Source organism: Ferdinandcohnia salidurans (assembly GCF_042680725.1).
GTDB classification, from domain to species: domain Bacteria; phylum Bacillota; class Bacilli; order Bacillales; family Bacillaceae_L; genus Ferdinandcohnia; species Ferdinandcohnia salidurans.
This window is the reverse complement of sequence record NZ_JBHUEK010000011.1, coordinates 25,488-43,137: the sequence shown is the minus strand read 5'-3', so window position 1 is coordinate 43,137 and position 17,650 is coordinate 25,488. Positions and strand designations below refer to the sequence as shown.

The following is a 17,650-nucleotide window of genomic DNA, read 5'->3' as shown; positions in this document are numbered from 1 at the left end:
GCACCTCCTTATTTCAGAAAAAAATTCGATTATTGTTCTTTAACCGTAACTAGGTGAGCAACTTTATTAATCATACCGCGAATCGCAGCATTATCATCATGAACAACAGTTTGATGTAATTTTTTCAATCCAAGAGTACGAACAGTTACACGTTGGTCTTCAGGACGTCCAATGACACTGCGAGTGAGGGTGATTTCTAATTTCTTTGACATGTGTTTTCCCTCCTATCCTAACAGTTCTTCTACTGATTTACCACGTAACTTAGCTACTTCTTCAGCACGCTTTAATTGAGTTAATCCTTCTATTGTAGCACGAATCATATTTACAGGAGTATTTGTTCCTAATGACTTAGAAAGGATATCACCAACACCAGCAAGTTCTAATACCGCACGAACTGGTCCACCAGCGATAACACCAGTACCTTCAGATGCAGGTTTTAATAGTACTTCACCTGCTCCAAATTGACCAATTACTTGGTGTGGAATTGTTGTTCCGACCATTGGTACAGAAACAAGATTCTTTTTAGCATCTTCAATTGCTTTACGAATTGCATCTGGAACTTCTTGAGCTTTACCAGTTCCAAAACCAACATGTCCGTTCTTATCACCGACAACAACTAGTGCTGCAAAGCGGAAACGACGACCACCTTTAACAACCTTAGCTACACGGTTAACGGTAACTACGCGTTCTTCAAGTTCTAATTTGTTTGGATCAATGCGACGCATCTATAATGTCCCTCCTTTTTTATTAAAATTGTAGTCCAGCTTCACGAGCAGCATCTGCTAGTGCTTTAACACGTCCGTGATATAAGTAACCTCCGCGGTCGAATACAACCTCTTTGATTCCTTTTTCAATTCCACGTTTTGCAACTAGTTCGCCAACCTTTGTAGCTGCATCTACGTTTCCAGCACCTTCAACAGAAAGTTCTTTATCTAATGTAGAAGCACTTGCGATTGTTACTGAGTTCACATCATCGATTAATTGAGCGTAAATGTGTTTATTTGAGCGGAACACATTTAAGCGAGGACGAGTAGCAGTTCCTGAAACACGAGAACGAACACGAGCATGTCTTTTTCTACGAACTGCATTTTTATCCTGTTTCGTAATCATTTACGTCTCTCCTTTCTTTTACCTAAAAAGGCTTACTTCGCAGTTTTACCTTCCTTACGACGAACAAATTCACCTTCGTAGCGAATACCTTTTCCTTTATAAGGCTCAGGCGGACGTACACCACGAATATTAGCAGCTAACGCTCCAACGCGTTCTTTGTCGATACCTTTAACAACAATCTTTGTGTTAGACGGTACATCGATTTCTACGCCAGTCTCTGGAACGATTTCTACTGGATGAGAATATCCAACGTTTAGGACAAGTTTATTACCAGATTTTTGAGCACGGTATCCGACCCCGATTAGCTCTAAACCTCTTTCAAAACCTTTGGATACACCTTCAACCATGTTTCCTAAAAGACTACGAGTTGTGCCGTGAAGAGCACGGTGTTCTTTATTATCAGTTGGACGAGTAACGCTAATTACGTTCTCTTCAACATTGATTTGCATATCAGGGTGGAAAGCACGAGTTAATTCGCCCTTTGGTCCCTTAACAGTAACAGTATTACCGTTGAAAGTTACAGTAACACCTGATGGTATTTCGATTGGTTTTTTACCAATACGTGACATGTACTACACCTCCATTCTTTTCAAGCTATTACCAAACGTAAGCTAATACTTCTCCGCCGGCTTGCTTTTGACGAGCTTCTTTATCAGTTAACACACCTTGTGAAGTTGAAACGATCGCGATTCCTAAACCGTTTAACACACGTGGTACTTCGTTAGATTTTGCATAAACACGTAGACCAGGCTTACTAATACGCTTAAGACCAGTAATTACGCGCTCATTGTTTGCACCGTACTTTAAGAAGATACGGATAATACCTTGTTTATCATCCTCAATATATTCAACGTCACGAACGAAACCTTCACGCTTTAAAATTTCAGCGATTTCCCTTTTGATATTTGATGCAGGGATTTCAAGCTTCTCATGACGAACCATGTTCGCATTACGGATGCGAGTAAGCATATCTGCAATTGGATCTGTCATCACCATAGTATTTTTACCTCCTTCCCAATTCGGGGTTTACCAACTTGCTTTTTTTACACCAGGAATTTGACCCTTATAAGCTAGTTCACGGAAACAAATACGGCATAATTTAAATTTACGTAATACAGAGTGTGGACGGCCGCAACGTTCGCAACGAGTGTACTCTTGTACTTTAAATTTCTGTGTGCGTTTTTGTTTCGCAATCATTGATTTTTTAGCCACGTTTTCGCCTCCTTTACTTTTGGAACGGCATACCGAACGCTGTTAATAACTCACGAGCTTCTTCGTCAGTATTTGCAGTTGTTACGATAACGATATCCATACCACGAACTTTACTTACTTTATCGTAATCAATTTCAGGAAAAATTAATTGTTCTTTTACACCTAATGTGTAGTTACCACGACCATCAAAAGATTTCTTTGATACACCACGGAAGTCACGTACACGCGGAAGTGAGATAGAAACAAGCTTATCTAGGAAATCATACATACGTTCACCACGTAATGTAACTTTCGCACCGATTGGCATACCCTCACGAAGACGGAAACCAGCGATAGATTTCTTAGCTCTAGTTACAACTGGCTTTTGACCACTTAGAGCAGCTAACTCCTCTACTGCGTTATCTAAAACTTTAGAGTTTTGAACTGCGTCACCAACACCCATGTTGATCACGATTTTTTCTACTTTCGGAACCTGCATAACAGACTTATAGTTAAACTTGCTCATTAGAGCAGGTGTGATTTCTTTTTGAAATTTTTCTTTTAGGCGGTTCATGTAAGTACCTCCTTTCTTTGTTTACTATTTATCTAAAACTTCACCAGATTTTTTTGCTACACGTACCTTTTTGCCATCAACATCTTTGTAACCAACACGTGTTGGAGTACCAGATTTAGGATCTAATGGCATTACATTTGATACATGAATAGGTGCCTCTTGGCTAATGATTCCACCTTGTGGATTCACTTGAGACGGTTTTGAGTGTTTCTTTACGATATTAACGCCTTCTACAAGAACACGGTCTTTCTTTGGAAAGCTTTCAAGGATCACACCTTGTTTACCTTTATCTTTACCTGAAATAACCTGTACCTTGTCACCCTTTTTTACATGCATCTATTTCGCACCTCCTTAAAGGCTAATCGATTTCGAATTATAATACTTCTGGAGCTAATGAAACAATTTTCATAAAGTTGCTATCACGTAATTCACGTGCCACAGGACCGAAGATACGAGTTCCACGTGGACTCTTGTCATCACGGATAATAACGCAGGCATTTTCATCAAAACGGATGTAAGTACCGTCATTACGACGCACACCACGTTTAGTACGTACGATAACAGCTTTAACAACATCACCTTTTTTGACAACGCCACCTGGTGTTGCTTGTTTTACTGTACATACGATAACATCACCGATATTTGCTGTTTTACGACCTGAACCACCTAATACTTTAATAGTTAGTACTTCACGTGCTCCAGAATTGTCAGCAACTTTCAAACGAGTTTCTTGTTGAATCATTCATGAAACCTCCCTTCGGATTATTGATTGATCCGAACAATATATTTAGATAATAACTGCTTTCTCAACTACTTCAACAAGACGGAAGCGTTTTGTAGCAGATAATGGGCGTGTCTCCATAATTCTAACGACGTCGCCGATTTTTGCAACATTGTTTTCATCATGTGCTTTGAACTTTTTAGAATACTTTACGCGTTTACCGTAAAGAGAATGTTTCTTATAGGTTTCTACTAGAACAGTTACTGTTTTATCCATTTTGTCAGATACAACACGTCCAGTGTAGACTTTACGTTGGTTACGTTCACTCACTATCGTAGACCTCCTTCCTGGTTATCGATTATTTACGACCGATTTCTCTTTCGCGGACTACTGTCTTCATACGAGCGATTGATTTACGTACTTCACGAATACGTGCAGTATTCTCAAGCTGGCCAGTAGCTAATTGAAAGCGAAGGTTAAATAACTCTTCTTTTAATGATTTTACTTTTTGTTCTATTTCAGCAGTGGTAAGGTCACGGATTTCATTAGCTTTCATTTGATTCACCACCAATTTCTTCACGTTTTACGAACTTAGTTTTAACTGGTAGTTTATGAGCTGCTAGGCGTAGAGCTTCACGAGCGATCTCTTCAGATACACCAGCAATTTCAAACAAAACTTTTCCAGGCTTAACAACAGCTACCCATCCTTCAGGAGCACCTTTACCGGAACCCATACGTACTTCAAGAGGTTTTGCTGTATAAGGTTTTGATGGGAAAATTTTAATCCAAACTTTACCGCCACGTTTCATATAACGTGTCATCGCGATACGAGCAGCTTCGATTTGACGGTTTGTAATCCAAGATGCTTCTTGAGCTTGTAAACCGTATTCTCCGAAATGTACTTCAGTACCACCTTTTGCTTGACCACGCATCTTTCCACGGTGTTCTCTGCGGTATTTCACACGTTTTGGTAATAACATATTATTTTCCTCCTTCCACAGTCTTCTTCTTAGTAGGAAGGACTTCTCCACGATAGATCCATACTTTTACGCCGATCTTTCCATAAGTTGTATCAGCTTCAGCAGTACCATAGTCGATATCTGCACGAAGTGTATGAAGTGGAACTGTACCTTCACTGTAGTGTTCTGCACGAGCGATATCAGCTCCGCCTAAACGACCTGAAGTTTGTGTTTTAATACCTTGAGCACCAGCACGCATAGCACGTTGAATAGCTTGCTTTTGTGCACGACGGAATGAAACACGGTTTTCTAATTGACGAGCAATATTTTCAGCTACAAGAGTTGCATCGACATCAGCTCTCTTGATTTCAAGGATGTTGATGTGTACTCTCTTGCCAGTTAATTGGTTTAATGCTTTACGAAGTGCTTCAACTTCCGTACCACCTTTACCAATAACCATACCTGGTTTTGCAGTATGGACAGTAACGTTAATACGATTAGCTGCACGTTCGATCTCAATTTTAGATACAGAAGCATCACTTAAACGCTTTGCGATGTATTCGCGAACTTTAAGGTCTTCGTGTAATAAATCTGCATAGTCTTTGCCTGCGTACCATTTTGACTCCCAATCACGAATGATGCCGACACGCAGTCCGACTGGATTAACTTTTTGACCCACTACTTATCCCTCCTTCTTTTCTGATACCACGATTGTAATGTGGCTAGTGCGTTTATTGATCTGACTTGCACGTCCCATAGCTCTTGGACGGAATCTTTTTAATGTTGGACCTTCATTTACATATGCTTCAGTAATAACTAGGTTATTAGCGTCCATTTCGTAGTTATGCTCTGCATTCGCAATCGCAGAATTTAATACCTTTTCTACAACAGGAGAAGCAGCCTTTGGTGTGTGTCGTAGGATCGCGATTGCTTCACCTACTTGCTTGCCTCGAATTAGATCTGCTACTAAACGAACCTTACGAGGAGCAATACGAACTGTTCTCGCAACAGCTTTAGCTTGCATAGATAATCCTCCTCTCATTAACGTCTTGTTTTCTTATCGTCATTTGCGTGACCTTTGTAAGTACGGCTTGGTGCGAATTCACCAAGTTTATGACCTACCATATCTTCAGTAACATAGACTGGTACATGTTTACGACCATCATATACCGCAATTGTATGACCGATGAATTGAGGGAAAATCGTTGAACGACGTGACCAAGTTTTAATAACTTGTTTCTTCTCAGATCCATTTTGATTTTCTACCTTTTTCATTAAGTGGTCATCTACAAAAGGTCCTTTTTTCAAACTGCGTCCCATAAGTGAACCTCCCTTCGTGATTGACCTACGGTTCCGATGAACCGTAGCACAATCCCGTTATTTTTTACGACGACGTACGATAAATTTATCTGACTTGTTTTTCTTCTTACGAGTCTTGAATCCAAGAGTTGGTTTACCCCATGGAGTCATAGGTGACTTACGTCCGATTGGTGATTTACCTTCACCACCACCGTGTGGGTGATCATTAGGGTTCATTACAGATCCACGAACTGTTGGGCGTTTACCTAACCAGCGTGAACGACCTGCTTTACCAATGTTAACTAGTTCATGTTGTTCGTTACCTACTTGACCTACTGTCGCGCGGCAAGTAGCTAGAATCATGCGAACTTCACCTGAATTTAAACGAACAAGAACATATTTACCTTCTTTACCAAGTACTTGTGCAGAAGTTCCAGCTGAACGAATTAATTGTCCACCTTTACCAGGTTTTAATTCGATGTTGTGGATTACTGTACCTACTGGAATGTTAACTAATGGAAGTGCGTTACCTACTTTAATGTCAGCATCTGAACCTGAAACTACCTCCATACCTACTTGTAGGTTTTTAGGAGCAAGAATGTAACGTTTTTCTCCATCTGCATAGTTAATTAAAGCAATATTTGCTGAACGGTTTGGATCATATTCGATCGTAGCAACGCGTCCTGGTATACCATCTTTATCGCGTTTGAAGTCAATCACACGATATTGACGCTTGTGTCCGCCAGCTTGATGACGTACTGTGATTTTACCTTGGTTATTACGTCCACCTTTTTTGTGTAAAGGCGCAAGTAATGATTTCTCTGGTCTGTCGGTAGTAATTTCAGCAAAGTCTAATGTTGTCATACCACGACGACCGTTAGAGGTTGGTTTATATTTTTTAATCGCCATCTCAATTTCCCTCCTTCTCTATAAAATTAAACTTCAAAGAATTCGATTTCTTTGCTATCTGCAGTTAACTTAACGATTGCTTTTCTGCGACGATTTGTATATCCACTGTAACGTCCTACACGCTTGAACTTACCTTTGTAGTTCATGATGTTTACTTTTTCAACTGTTACACCGAAAATTTGCTGAATAGCATCTTTTACTTCGGTTTTATTAGCTTTCACGTCAACATCAAATGTGTATTTTTTTTCAGCCATAAGGTCTGATGAACGTTCAGTAATAACAGGGCTCTTAATAATATCACGAGGATCTTTCATTATGCGAGCACCTCCTCTACTTTTTCCACCGCAGCTTTAGTAATCACAAGCTTATCATGGTTAAGAACATCAAGAACATTTACTCCATTAGCAACAACAACTGTTACTCCAGGAATATTACGTGCTGAAAGTTCCACTGCTTCATTTGCATCTGCAGTTACGATTAACGCTTTACGATCAACGTTTAATCCTTTCAGTACCGCAACCATTTCTTTAGTTTTAGGAGTTTCTAATACTAGATTTTCTAATACTAGAATATTTTCCTCTAATACCTTAGTAGATAATGCTGATTTGATTGCTAAACGGCGTACTTTTTTAGGTAATTTGTAGCTATAGCTTCTTGGAGTTGGACCAAATACTGTTCCACCGCCACGCCATTGTGGTGAACGAATAGAACCTTGACGAGCACGACCAGTACCCTTTTGACGCCATGGTTTACGTCCTCCGCCAGCTACTTCAGAACGGATTTTTGTTTTGTGAGTTCCTTGACGTAAGGAAGCTCTTTGCATAATTACTGCATCGAATAATACTTGTTTGTTTGGTTCAACACCGAATACAGAATCGTTTAATTCAATTTCTCCTACAGCTGAACCAGATTGGTTATACAATGATACTTTAGGCATTCAAATGTCCTCCTTTCCTAGTAAATTATTTTACTTTTACAGCACTTTTTACTGTAATAACAGATTTTCTCGCACCAGGTACATTACCTTTTACTAGAAGAAGATTACGCTCTGTATCTACTTTCACGATCTCTAAGTTTTGTACTGTGATACGTTCTCCACCCATACGACCAGGTAGAAGTTTGTTTTTGAATACACGGTTTGGAGCTACAGGTCCCATTGAACCAGGACGTCGGTGATAGCGTGAACCGTGACTCATAGGTCCGCGAGATTGTCCGTGGCGCTTGATCGCACCTTGGAATCCTTTACCTTTTGAAATTCCTGTTACATCTACAATATCTCCCTCTGCGAAGATATCAACTTTGACTTCCTGACCAACTTCAAACTCATCTAAGTTAACTCCACGTAATTCACGTACGAAGCGCTTAGGTGCAGTGTTTGCTTTTGCTGCATGACCCTTTTCAGGTTTGTTTGAAAGCTTTTCTCTCTTATCGTCAAAACCGATTTGAACTGCTTCATATCCATCAGTCTCAACTGATTTCTTTTGAAGAACTACGTTCGGAGCAGCTTCGATTACAGTTACAGGGATAAGCTCACCGTTACCTACGAATACTTGAGTCATACCAATTTTTCTTCCTAAGATTCCTTTGGTCATTAGTCACACCTCCTAATATATTTACAATTTATTTCATTTTAAAATTAAAGTTTGATTTCAATGTCAACACCAGATGGTAAATCCAAACGCATTAATGAATCAACAGTTTGTGGTGTTGGGTTAACGATGTCGATTAAGCGTTTATGTGTACGCATTTCGAATTGTTCACGAGAATCTTTATACTTGTGAACAGCACGAAGAATCGTATAAACAGACTTCTCAGTTGGAAGTGGAATAGGACCAGATACAGCTGCCCCAGATCGTTTTGCTGTTTCTACGATTTTTTCTGCAGATTGATCAAGAATTCTGTGATCATAAGCTTTTAAACGAATACGAATTTTTTGTTTTGCCATTATTTTCCCTCCTTTATCGCCTACTTTTAAAATAGACCTTCTCCGTGGAAATTTCCTTACACTCGCCATGGCAAAGCGGCCGGGTGTATCAGCAACCTTCCACATCATCGCAGTCAAAGACCAACATTGTCTATTATACAGAAACCAAATACGAAATGCAACATAAATCTTTGTTTTATGCATGTCTTTCGCACTTTTTCAATTATACACACCATCAGTATACATTTCAACAAAAGTCCTAATATATTTTTACGTTAGATTTTGGAAACTAATTTATTGTGATCTTTCTTCTATTATATATAGAAAATATCTCATAAAAAAACAGGCGGTATGATCCGCCTGCTTTGTAAACATATTGGAATTATTACTCTTGGATTGTAGCAACAACGCCAGCGCCTACTGTACGTCCACCTTCACGAATAGAGAACTTAGTTCCTTCTTCGATTGCAACTGGAGCGATTAGTTCAACAGTCATTTCGATGTTGTCGCCAGGCATTACCATTTCTACACCTTCTGGAAGGTTACAAATTCCAGTTACATCAGTTGTACGGAAGTAGAACTGAGGACGGTAGTTTGAGAAGAATGGAGTGTGACGTCCACCTTCTTCTTTTGATAATACATATACTTCTGCTTTAAACTTTGTATGTGGCTTGATTGTACCTGGCTTAGCAAGTACTTGACCACGTTGGATGTCTTCACGAGCAACACCACGAAGTAGTGCACCGATGTTATCACCAGCTTCAGCATAGTCAAGAAGCTTACGGAACATTTCAACACCTGTTACAGTAGTTGATTTTGGTTCTTCAGTTAAACCGATGATTTCAACTACATCACCAACTTTAACTTGTCCACGCTCAACACGACCTGTAGCAACTGTACCACGACCAGTGATTGAGAATACATCCTCAACTGGCATCATGAATGGCTTTTCAGTGTCACGAGTTGGAGTTGGAACGTACTCGTCAACAGCAGCCATTAATTCAATAATTTTTTCTTCCCACTCAGCTTCTCCTTCAAGAGCTTTTAGAGCAGAACCTTTGATTACTGGAATGTCGTCACCAGGGAATTCATATTCAGAAAGAAGGTCACGTACTTCCATTTCTACTAATTCTAATAATTCTTCATCGTCTACCATGTCACATTTGTTCATGAATACAACTAGGTAAGGTACACCTACTTGACGAGAAAGAAGGATATGCTCACGAGTTTGTGGCATTGGACCATCAGCAGCAGATACTACTAGAATCCCACCGTCCATTTGAGCAGCACCAGTAATCATGTTCTTTACGTAGTCAGCGTGTCCTGGGCAGTCAACGTGTGCATAGTGACGGTTGTCAGTTTCATACTCAACGTGTGAAGTTGAGATTGTGATTCCACGCTCACGCTCTTCAGGAGCTCCATCGATTTGGTCATAGCCCATTGCAGTACCTTTTCCGCTTCTTTTAGCAAGAACAGAAGTGATAGCTGCTGTTAAAGTTGTTTTACCATGGTCAACGTGTCCAATTGTACCAATATTAGCATGTGGTTTCGAACGGTCAAATTTCTCTTTTCCCATTTGAAAAGCCTCCTTAAGTATTAGTTATTTTTATAGTAAGTATGATATCCCGAAAGTGGGGTAGTCCCACTTTCAGAGCCTACATAAGTAGTTATACTTGATGTAAAGGCGAAAATCAATTATTCACCTTTATTTTTTTTGATAATTTCTTCAGAAATTGATTTTGGTACTTCTTCGTAATGATCGAAGTGCATTGTGAATACCCCACGACCTTGTGTGTTAGAACGTAAAGAAGTAGCATATCCAAACATTTCAGATAGTGGAACCATCGCACGTACTACTTGTGCATTACCGCGCGCTTCCATACCTTCAACGCGTCCACGACGAGAAGTGATACCACCCATAATGTCTCCCATGTATTCCTCAGGAATAACAACTTCAACCCTCATAACAGGCTCAAGAATTACAGGCTGACATTTTGATGCAGCGTTCTTAAGTGCCATAGAAGCGGCAATTTTAAACGCCATTTCACTTGAGTCAACATCATGGTATGAACCATCATAAAGTCTAGCTTTGATATCTACTAATGGATAACCAGCTAGAACCCCTCTATCTAGAGCGTCTTCTAGACCAGCTTGTACAGCAGGAATGTATTCACGTGGAACTACCCCACCAACAATCGCGTTTTCGAATTCGAAACCTTTACCTTCTTCGTTTGGTGAGAATTCAATCCAAACGTGTCCGAATTGTCCGCGTCCACCAGATTGACGAGCGAATTTACCTTCAACCTGTGCAGATTGACGGAAAGTTTCACGATACGCAACTTGTGGTGCACCAACATTGGCTTCTACTTTGAACTCACGCTTCATACGATCTACTAGGATGTCTAAGTGCAACTCACCCATACCTGCAATAATCGTTTGACCTGTTTCTTGGTCAGTATGTGCTCTAAATGTCGGATCCTCTTCTTGAAGCTTTTGTAAAGCTGTAGACATTTTGTCTTGGTCAGCTTTTGATTTTGGCTCAACAGAAAGTTGAATAACTGGTTCTGGGAATGTCATAGATTCAAGAATTACTAATTCTTTCTCATCACATAATGTATCACCAGTTGTTGTATCTTTTAAACCAACAGCTGCAGCGATGTCCCCTGCATAAACAGTTGAGATTTCCGCACGGCTATTCGCATGCATTTGAAGGATACGTCCGATACGTTCACGCTTCCCTTTAGTTGAGTTTTGTACATATGAACCAGAATTTAATGTACCTGAATATACACGGAAGAACGTTAATTTACCAACATATGGGTCAGTCATTACTTTAAACGCAAGCGCAGAGAATGGCTCGCTGTCATCAGAATGACGCTCAACTTCTTCACCTGTATCAGGAAGGTGACCTTGAATAGATGCAACATCTGTTGGAGCTGGTAGATAATCGATAACCGCATCAAGTACTTTTTGAACACCTTTGTTTTTGAATGCAGTACCACATGTTACTGGGTAGAATTCTACCTTAAGTGTAGCTGTACGAATAGCTGCACGTAATTCCTCGTTAGAGATTTCTTCTCCACCAAGATATCTTTCCATCAATTCTTCATCTAGTTCCGCTACAGCTTCTACAAGCTTTTCGCGATATTCGTTTGCTTGGTCTTGAAATTCCTCAGGAATTTCACCTACTTCGATATCAGTACCTAGGTCATTACCATAGAATGTTGCATTCATTTCAACAAGATCAATGATACCTCTGAATTGATCTTCTGCACCAATTGGTAATTGAATCGGGTGTGCATTCGCTTGTAGACGGTCATGTAATGTGCTTACAGAGTATAGGAAGTCAGCACCAATCTTGTCCATTTTGTTTACGAATACAATACGTGGAACACCATAAGTAGTAGCCTGTCTCCAAACTGTTTCTGTTTGTGGCTCAACCCCTGATTGTGCATCAAGAACAGTTACTGCACCATCAAGTACACGAAGTGAACGTTCAACCTCAACTGTGAAGTCTACGTGTCCTGGAGTGTCGATGATGTTAACGCGGTGATTCTTCCAAGATGCAGTTGTAGCTGCAGATGTAATCGTAATACCACGTTCTTGTTCTTGCTCCATCCAGTCCATTTGTGAAGCACCTTCATGTGTTTCACCGATCTTATGAATTTTACCAGTATAATAAAGGATACGCTCAGTTGTTGTTGTTTTACCAGCATCAATGTGAGCCATGATACCAATATTACGAGTCTTTTCTAAGGAGAACTCTCTTGCCATTTGGGTCTTTCTCCTTCCTAATGTTAAGTATAATTTTTTATTGTAAGAATGGCTCTGTTAATCAACTTAACAGAGCTGTTTAGTTTAATAGCTTTCTTCGTAGTTATAATTTAATTCAGCAAAAAGCTGAATTAAATTATTACCAACGATAGTGAGCAAATGCTTTGTTTGCTTCTGCCATTTTGTGAGTATCTTCACGTTTCTTAACAGATGCACCAGAGTTGTTGGCTGCATCAAGAATTTCGTTAGCTAAACGCTCTTCCATTGTTTTTTCACCACGAAGACGAGCGTAGTTTACTAACCAACGTAATCCTAAAGTAGAACGACGATCCGGGCGAACTTCAACAGGAACTTGATAGTTTGCACCACCTACACGACGTGCTCTTACTTCTAGGACAGGCATGATGTTTTTAAGTGCTTGTTCAAACACTTCCATTGCATCTTTACCTGAACGTTGTTGAACTAAATCAAACGCATTATATAAAATCGCTTGAGATTTACCTCTTTTTCCATCAACCATCATTTTGTTGATTAAACGAGTTACAAGCTTTGAATTGTAAATTGGATCTGGTAATACATCTCTTTTAGTAATAGGTCCTTTACGAGGCATTGATATTTCCTCCTTTCAGTCATAAATGTGTTAGTCTATTATTTCTTAGCTGCTTTTGGTCTCTTAGTACCATATTTAGAACGACTTTGCGCACGGTTATTAACACCAGCAGTGTCAAGTGCACCACGAACGATGTGATAACGTACCCCCGGTAAGTCTTTAACACGTCCACCACGAATTAGTACAACACTGTGCTCTTGTAAGTTGTGACCAATTCCTGGGATGTAAGCAGTAACCTCAATTCCGTTAGTTAAACGTACACGAGCATACTTACGAAGTGCTGAGTTCGGCTTCTTAGGAGTCATAGTACCAACACGTGTACAAACACCACGCTTTTGAGGTGAAGTAGCATTAGTTTGTGACTTTTTGAAGCTGTTGTAACCTTTATTTAATGCTGGAGAGTCGGATTTTTGAACTTTGCTTTCGCGACCCTTACGAATTAATTGGTTAATAGTAGGCATTATTTGTTTCCTCCCTTCTTCTTTCATCAAGACCACATATCCAGGTGGTTCATCTTTTTACAAAAAACAAAGTTCTTGTAGATTCACTTCTCCACAAAAACAGTTCTTAATTAATTATCGCAACAGCAGAAGCTCCTACTTCGATTCCACAAGCTTTTCCTAGCCTTTTCATCGAATCTACCTTTGATATTGGGATTTGTTGTACCTCAGCTAATTGTAATACTTTGTTGATCACACGCCGATCGGCATCTTCTGCCACAACTATCTCCTTTACCTTATCGGTTTGTATAGCCTTTACTGCCTGCTTAGTACCTATAATTATCTTCTTTGCCTGTGATACTTTTTCATAAGACATCTAAAATATCCTCCAAAGCAACAGGTTTAAGGAGCACCTTAGATATATTAACACCCTAAGAGAAGGATGTCAACTACAAGTAAATAAAATTATTTAGGCTCGTAGTAGACATCCACTATCTTAGATATGCTCTTCTAACCTTTATTCAACACCAACAGTGTCTTCTTGTTGCTCTACAACTACTGGTTCTGCTCGTCGATAACGATTCATACCTGTACCTGCAGGAACAAGTTTACCAATAATTACATTCTCTTTTAGTCCTAGTAATTCATCACGTTTTCCTTTAATTGCAGCATCAGTTAGGACACGAGTTGTCTCCTGGAATGACGCAGCAGATAGGAATGAATCAGTTTCTAGTGATGCTTTAGTAATACCTAGAAGTACCGGTCTACCAGTAGCAGGAGCTTTACCTTCAAGTAATACTTTCGTGTTAGCATCCGTGAATTGATGTATATCAAGTAATGAACCTGGTAATACATCTGTTTCACCTGCATCAGTAACTCTAACCTTACGAAGCATCTGTCTTACCATAACTTCGACGTGTTTATCACCAATTTCAACACCCTGCATACGATATACTTTTTGAACTTCTTTTAAAAGGTATTCCTGAACAGCAGTAGTATTAGTAACCTTTAATAATTCTTTTGGATCAACAGAACCTTCAGTTAACACCTGACCACTCTCAACTTGTTGACCTTCAGCGACCTTCAAGCGAGCGCCATATGGTGCAGTGTAAGAACGAGATTCAACGTCACCTTGGATTACAACTTCTTGCTGTCTGTCTTTTATTTCATTAACTGCGGTAACAACACCGTTGATTTCTGTAATAACAGCTTGACCTTTTGGATTTCTCGCTTCAAATAATTCTTGAATACGAGGTAAACCTTGAGTTATATCGTCTCCTGCAACCCCACCAGTATGGAATGTACGCATTGTAAGCTGAGTTCCTGGTTCACCGATTGATTGAGCGGCAATGATACCAACTGCTTCACCAACTTCAACCTCTGATCCCGTTGCTAGATTACGACCATAACATTTTTTACAAACGCCGTGGCGTGTGTTACATGTAAACGCAGAACGGATTGTAACTTCTTCGACACCAGCATCAACAATTATTTTTGCGATATCTTCTGTAATTAGTTCGTTTTCTGCTACTAACACTTCATTTGTTTCAGGGTGAACAACTTTCTTTCTTGCATAACGGCCATCGAGACGCTCTTCAAGAGGTTCAATAATTTCTGTTCCCTCTTTTAACGAGCTAACAAGTAAGCCGCGATCTGTACCACAGTCGTCCTCACGTACAATTACGTCTTGAGCTACGTCAACTAGACGTCTTGTTAGGTAACCAGAGTCAGCTGTCTTAAGGGCAGTATCTGCAAGACCTTTACGAGCACCATGCGTAGAAATGAAGTACTCTAATACTGTTAGACCTTCACGGAAACTAGATTTAATTGGAAGTTCAATGATACGACCAGCCGGGTTCGCCATAAGTCCACGCATACCAGCTAACTGTGTAAAGTTAGATGCGTTACCACGGGCACCGGAATCACTCATCATGAAGATTGGGTTTCGCTTATCAAGTGAAGCCATTAGCTTGCCTTGAATGGTATCTTTCGCCGCACTCCAGATTGAGATAACTCGATCATAACGCTCATCTTCTGTAATTAAACCACGTCTAAATTGTTTTAATACGTTATCAACCTTTGCTTGAGCTTGCGCTAAAATCTCTTCTTTTTCAGCTAATACAACAATATCTGCTACACCAACAGTGATACCAGCTTTTGTTGAATACTTAAATCCAAGATCCTTCATGCGATCAAGCATTTTAGAGGTTTCAGTAATTTTAAAACGTTTAAAGATTTCAGCAATTATATTACCGAGTATTTTCTTCTTGAACGGATCGATCTGTTCTTGAGCTTGAATTAGTTCTTTAACATTCGCACCCTTAGGAACAAAATACTTTTCAGGTGTTTTCACTTCTAGGTTTGTTTTTGTAGGTTCGTTAATAAATGGGAATGATCTTGGTAAAATCTCATTAAAAATCAACTTACCTACTGTTGTCATTAGCAACATATTATTTTGTTCTTCTGTAAATGTTGGGTTCATTAAGGAACCCGCATGTACCGCAACTCTAGTATGAAGATGTACATACCCATTTTGATATGCAAGAATAGCTTCATTTGTATCCTTGAAAACCATTCCTTCTCCGACTGCCCCAGGACGCTCCATAGTTAAGTAATAGTTACCTAATACCATATCCTGTGATGGTGTAACTACTGGCTTTCCATCTTTCGGATTTAAAATATTTTGTGCTGCCAACATTAATAGTCTCGCTTCAGCTTGCGCCTCAGAAGAAAGTGGTACGTGAACCGCCATTTGGTCACCGTCAAAGTCTGCATTATATGCCGTACACACAAGTGGGTGAAGACGGATTGCGCGTCCTTCAACTAATGTAGGTTCAAATGCTTGAATACCTAAACGGTGTAATGTAGGGGCACGGTTTAAGAGAACCGGATGCTCCTTAATTACTGACTCAAGCACATCCCAAACTTCAGGTTGCACACGTTCAATCTTTCTTTTCGCACTCTTTATGTTGTGAGCAAGCCCTTTTTCAACTAGCTCTTTCATCACAAATGGTTTGAATAGTTCTAACGCCATTTCCTTTGGTAGACCACATTGATACATCTTAAGGTTCGGACCTACAACAATTACGGAACGACCAGAATAGTCAACACGTTTACCTAATAGGTTTTGACGGAAACGACCTTGCTTACCTTTCAACATGTGTGAAAGGGATTTTAGTGGACGGTTACCAGGTCCTGTAACAGGTCTGCCACGACGTCCGTTGTCAATCAGTGCATCAACCGCTTCTTGAAGCATACGCTTTTCATTCTGAACAATAATGCTTGGTGCGCCTAAATCTAAAAGACGCTTTAAGCGATTGTTACGGTTAATAACACGACGGTATAAGTCGTTTAAATCTGAAGTTGCAAAACGACCACCATCAAGCTGAACCATTGGTCGTAGTTCAGGAGGAATAACTGGTAGTACATCAAGAATCATCCATGAAGGCTCGTTACCTGAGTTACGGAATGCTTCCAGTACCTCAAGTCGCTTAATTGCACGAGTTCTTCTTTGTCCTTGAGAAGTTTTCAACTCTTCTTTTAAGCCATCTACTTCTTTTTCTAGATCGATATCGAGCAGAAGCTTTTTAATCGCTTCAGCGCCCATTGCAGCATGGAATGTGTTCCCGTATTTTTCACGGTATGCACGATATTCCTTTTCAGAAAGCAATTGCTTTTTATCTAAAGGAGTATCTCCAGTTTCTGTTACAACGTAAGAAGCAAAGTAAATTACTTCTTCAAGAGCCCGAGGGGACATGTCTAAGACAAGTCCCATTCGGCTTGGAATTCCTTTAAAGTACCAAATATGTGATACAGGTGCTGCAAGTTCAATATGTCCCATGCGTTCCCGACGAACTTTTGCACGAGTAACTTCTACGCCGCATCGATCACAGACTACACCTTTGTAGCGAACACGTTTATATTTACCACAGTGACATTCCCAGTCCTTTTGTGGACCAAAGATTCGTTCACAGAATAACCCATCTTTTTCTGGTTTTAATGTACGATAGTTAATTGTTTCTGGCTTCTTCACTTCACCGAAAGACCATGAACGGATCTTATCTGGAGAAGCGAGGCCAATGCTCATGTATTCAAAATTATTAACATCTAGCAAGGGGCCTACCTCCCTTTTGATCTTC

Annotated in this window: 26 protein-coding genes; all 26 read right to left on the bottom strand. The window is 39.9% G+C overall.

Features of this window, described 5'->3' with window-relative positions; genetic code table 11:
• Positions 1–29: 29 nt before the first annotated feature.
• Complete coding sequence (gene rpmD, locus ACFSFW_RS09465; RefSeq protein WP_010285086.1) at positions 30–212, bottom strand: 50S ribosomal protein L30; 183 nt, start codon at positions 210–212, stop codon at positions 30–32.
• Positions 213–224: 12 nt separating this feature from the next.
• Complete coding sequence (rpsE, locus tag ACFSFW_RS09460) at positions 225–725, bottom strand: 30S ribosomal protein S5 (RefSeq protein ID WP_099352753.1); 501 nt, start codon at positions 723–725, stop codon at positions 225–227.
• A gap of 22 nt (positions 726–747) precedes the next feature.
• A complete protein-coding gene (rplR, locus tag ACFSFW_RS09455) occupies positions 748–1,110 on the bottom strand; it encodes a 50S ribosomal protein L18 (protein WP_099364827.1) in 363 nt (120 codons plus the stop codon).
• Between the two features lie 32 nt (positions 1,111–1,142).
• Positions 1,143–1,679, bottom strand: a complete 537-nt coding sequence (gene rplF, locus ACFSFW_RS09450; protein WP_304220140.1) for a 50S ribosomal protein L6 — start codon at positions 1,677–1,679, stop codon at positions 1,143–1,145.
• Positions 1,680–1,707: 28 nt separating this feature from the next.
• On the bottom strand, positions 1,708–2,106 hold the full coding sequence (gene rpsH / locus ACFSFW_RS09445; RefSeq protein WP_099352750.1) for a 30S ribosomal protein S8: 399 nt from the start codon (positions 2,104–2,106) through the stop codon (positions 1,708–1,710).
• Between the two features lie 30 nt (positions 2,107–2,136).
• Positions 2,137–2,322 (bottom strand): 30S ribosomal protein S14, encoded by a 186-nt coding sequence (gene rpsN / locus ACFSFW_RS09440; RefSeq protein ID WP_010285078.1) that lies wholly within the window; start codon positions 2,320–2,322, stop codon positions 2,137–2,139.
• 13 nt (positions 2,323–2,335) lie between these two features.
• The gene (gene rplE / locus ACFSFW_RS09435; RefSeq protein WP_099352749.1) at positions 2,336–2,875 is read right to left on the bottom strand and encodes a 50S ribosomal protein L5; all 540 of its coding nucleotides are present in this window, start codon (positions 2,873–2,875) and stop codon (positions 2,336–2,338) included.
• Between the two features lie 24 nt (positions 2,876–2,899).
• Positions 2,900–3,211, bottom strand: a complete 312-nt coding sequence (gene rplX / locus ACFSFW_RS09430; protein WP_099364825.1) for a 50S ribosomal protein L24 — start codon at positions 3,209–3,211, stop codon at positions 2,900–2,902.
• Between the two features lie 37 nt (positions 3,212–3,248).
• The gene (gene rplN, locus ACFSFW_RS09425) at positions 3,249–3,617 is read right to left on the bottom strand and encodes a 50S ribosomal protein L14 (protein ID WP_058000134.1); all 369 of its coding nucleotides are present in this window, start codon (positions 3,615–3,617) and stop codon (positions 3,249–3,251) included.
• Between the two features lie 45 nt (positions 3,618–3,662).
• The gene (gene rpsQ / locus ACFSFW_RS09420) at positions 3,663–3,926 is read right to left on the bottom strand and encodes a 30S ribosomal protein S17 (RefSeq protein ID WP_099352747.1); all 264 of its coding nucleotides are present in this window, start codon (positions 3,924–3,926) and stop codon (positions 3,663–3,665) included.
• 28 nt (positions 3,927–3,954) lie between these two features.
• Complete coding sequence (rpmC, locus tag ACFSFW_RS09415) at positions 3,955–4,152, bottom strand: 50S ribosomal protein L29 (protein WP_010285065.1); 198 nt, start codon at positions 4,150–4,152, stop codon at positions 3,955–3,957.
• Entirely contained in the window at positions 4,142–4,576 is a 435-nt protein-coding gene (gene rplP / locus ACFSFW_RS09410; RefSeq protein WP_099364824.1) for a 50S ribosomal protein L16, read from the bottom strand. The genes rpmC and rplP overlap by 11 nt, the downstream gene beginning before the upstream one ends.
• A 1-nt stretch (position 4,577) precedes the next feature.
• Complete coding sequence (rpsC, locus tag ACFSFW_RS09405) at positions 4,578–5,234, bottom strand: 30S ribosomal protein S3 (RefSeq protein WP_099352745.1); 657 nt, start codon at positions 5,232–5,234, stop codon at positions 4,578–4,580.
• A 3-nt stretch (positions 5,235–5,237) separates the two neighbouring features.
• A complete protein-coding gene (rplV, locus tag ACFSFW_RS09400) occupies positions 5,238–5,579 on the bottom strand; it encodes a 50S ribosomal protein L22 (protein ID WP_010285059.1) in 342 nt (113 codons plus the stop codon).
• A 17-nt stretch (positions 5,580–5,596) separates the two neighbouring features.
• Positions 5,597–5,875: a 30S ribosomal protein S19 gene (gene rpsS, locus ACFSFW_RS09395; protein ID WP_099352744.1), complete on the bottom strand. Its 279-nt coding sequence runs from the start codon at positions 5,873–5,875 to the stop codon at positions 5,597–5,599.
• A 57-nt stretch (positions 5,876–5,932) separates the two neighbouring features.
• Positions 5,933–6,763: a 50S ribosomal protein L2 gene (gene rplB, locus ACFSFW_RS09390; RefSeq protein WP_099364823.1), complete on the bottom strand. Its 831-nt coding sequence runs from the start codon at positions 6,761–6,763 to the stop codon at positions 5,933–5,935.
• Between the two features lie 26 nt (positions 6,764–6,789).
• Positions 6,790–7,077, bottom strand: a complete 288-nt coding sequence (gene rplW, locus ACFSFW_RS09385; RefSeq protein WP_099364822.1) for a 50S ribosomal protein L23 — start codon at positions 7,075–7,077, stop codon at positions 6,790–6,792.
• The gene (gene rplD / locus ACFSFW_RS09380) at positions 7,077–7,700 is read right to left on the bottom strand and encodes a 50S ribosomal protein L4 (protein ID WP_099364821.1); all 624 of its coding nucleotides are present in this window, start codon (positions 7,698–7,700) and stop codon (positions 7,077–7,079) included. The genes rplW and rplD overlap by 1 nt, the downstream gene beginning before the upstream one ends.
• A 25-nt stretch (positions 7,701–7,725) precedes the next feature.
• Positions 7,726–8,355 carry a 50S ribosomal protein L3 gene (rplC, locus tag ACFSFW_RS09375; RefSeq protein ID WP_099352740.1) on the bottom strand — a complete coding sequence of 210 codons (630 nt, stop codon included), beginning with the start codon at positions 8,353–8,355 and terminating at the stop codon, positions 7,726–7,728.
• A 44-nt stretch (positions 8,356–8,399) separates the two neighbouring features.
• Positions 8,400–8,708, bottom strand: a complete 309-nt coding sequence (rpsJ, locus tag ACFSFW_RS09370; RefSeq protein ID WP_003354783.1) for a 30S ribosomal protein S10 — start codon at positions 8,706–8,708, stop codon at positions 8,400–8,402.
• A 364-nt stretch (positions 8,709–9,072) separates the two neighbouring features.
• Positions 9,073–10,263, bottom strand: coding sequence for an elongation factor Tu (tuf, locus tag ACFSFW_RS09365; RefSeq protein ID WP_099364819.1), 1,191 nt, complete (start codon positions 10,261–10,263; stop codon positions 9,073–9,075).
• Between the two features lie 119 nt (positions 10,264–10,382).
• Entirely contained in the window at positions 10,383–12,461 is a 2,079-nt protein-coding gene (fusA, locus tag ACFSFW_RS09360; protein ID WP_304220141.1) for an elongation factor G, read from the bottom strand.
• A 139-nt stretch (positions 12,462–12,600) separates the two neighbouring features.
• Positions 12,601–13,071 carry a 30S ribosomal protein S7 gene (gene rpsG / locus ACFSFW_RS09355; RefSeq protein ID WP_099364817.1) on the bottom strand — a complete coding sequence of 157 codons (471 nt, stop codon included), beginning with the start codon at positions 13,069–13,071 and terminating at the stop codon, positions 12,601–12,603.
• 38 nt (positions 13,072–13,109) lie between these two features.
• Positions 13,110–13,532 (bottom strand): 30S ribosomal protein S12, encoded by a 423-nt coding sequence (gene rpsL / locus ACFSFW_RS09350; RefSeq protein ID WP_099364816.1) that lies wholly within the window; start codon positions 13,530–13,532, stop codon positions 13,110–13,112.
• Positions 13,533–13,638: 106 nt separating this feature from the next.
• The gene (locus tag ACFSFW_RS09345) at positions 13,639–13,887 is read right to left on the bottom strand and encodes a 50S ribosomal protein L7ae-like protein (protein WP_388037475.1); all 249 of its coding nucleotides are present in this window, start codon (positions 13,885–13,887) and stop codon (positions 13,639–13,641) included.
• Between the two features lie 141 nt (positions 13,888–14,028).
• Complete coding sequence (gene rpoC / locus ACFSFW_RS09340) at positions 14,029–17,625, bottom strand: DNA-directed RNA polymerase subunit beta' (protein WP_304220143.1); 3,597 nt, start codon at positions 17,623–17,625, stop codon at positions 14,029–14,031.
• Positions 17,626–17,650 lie beyond the last annotated feature (25 nt).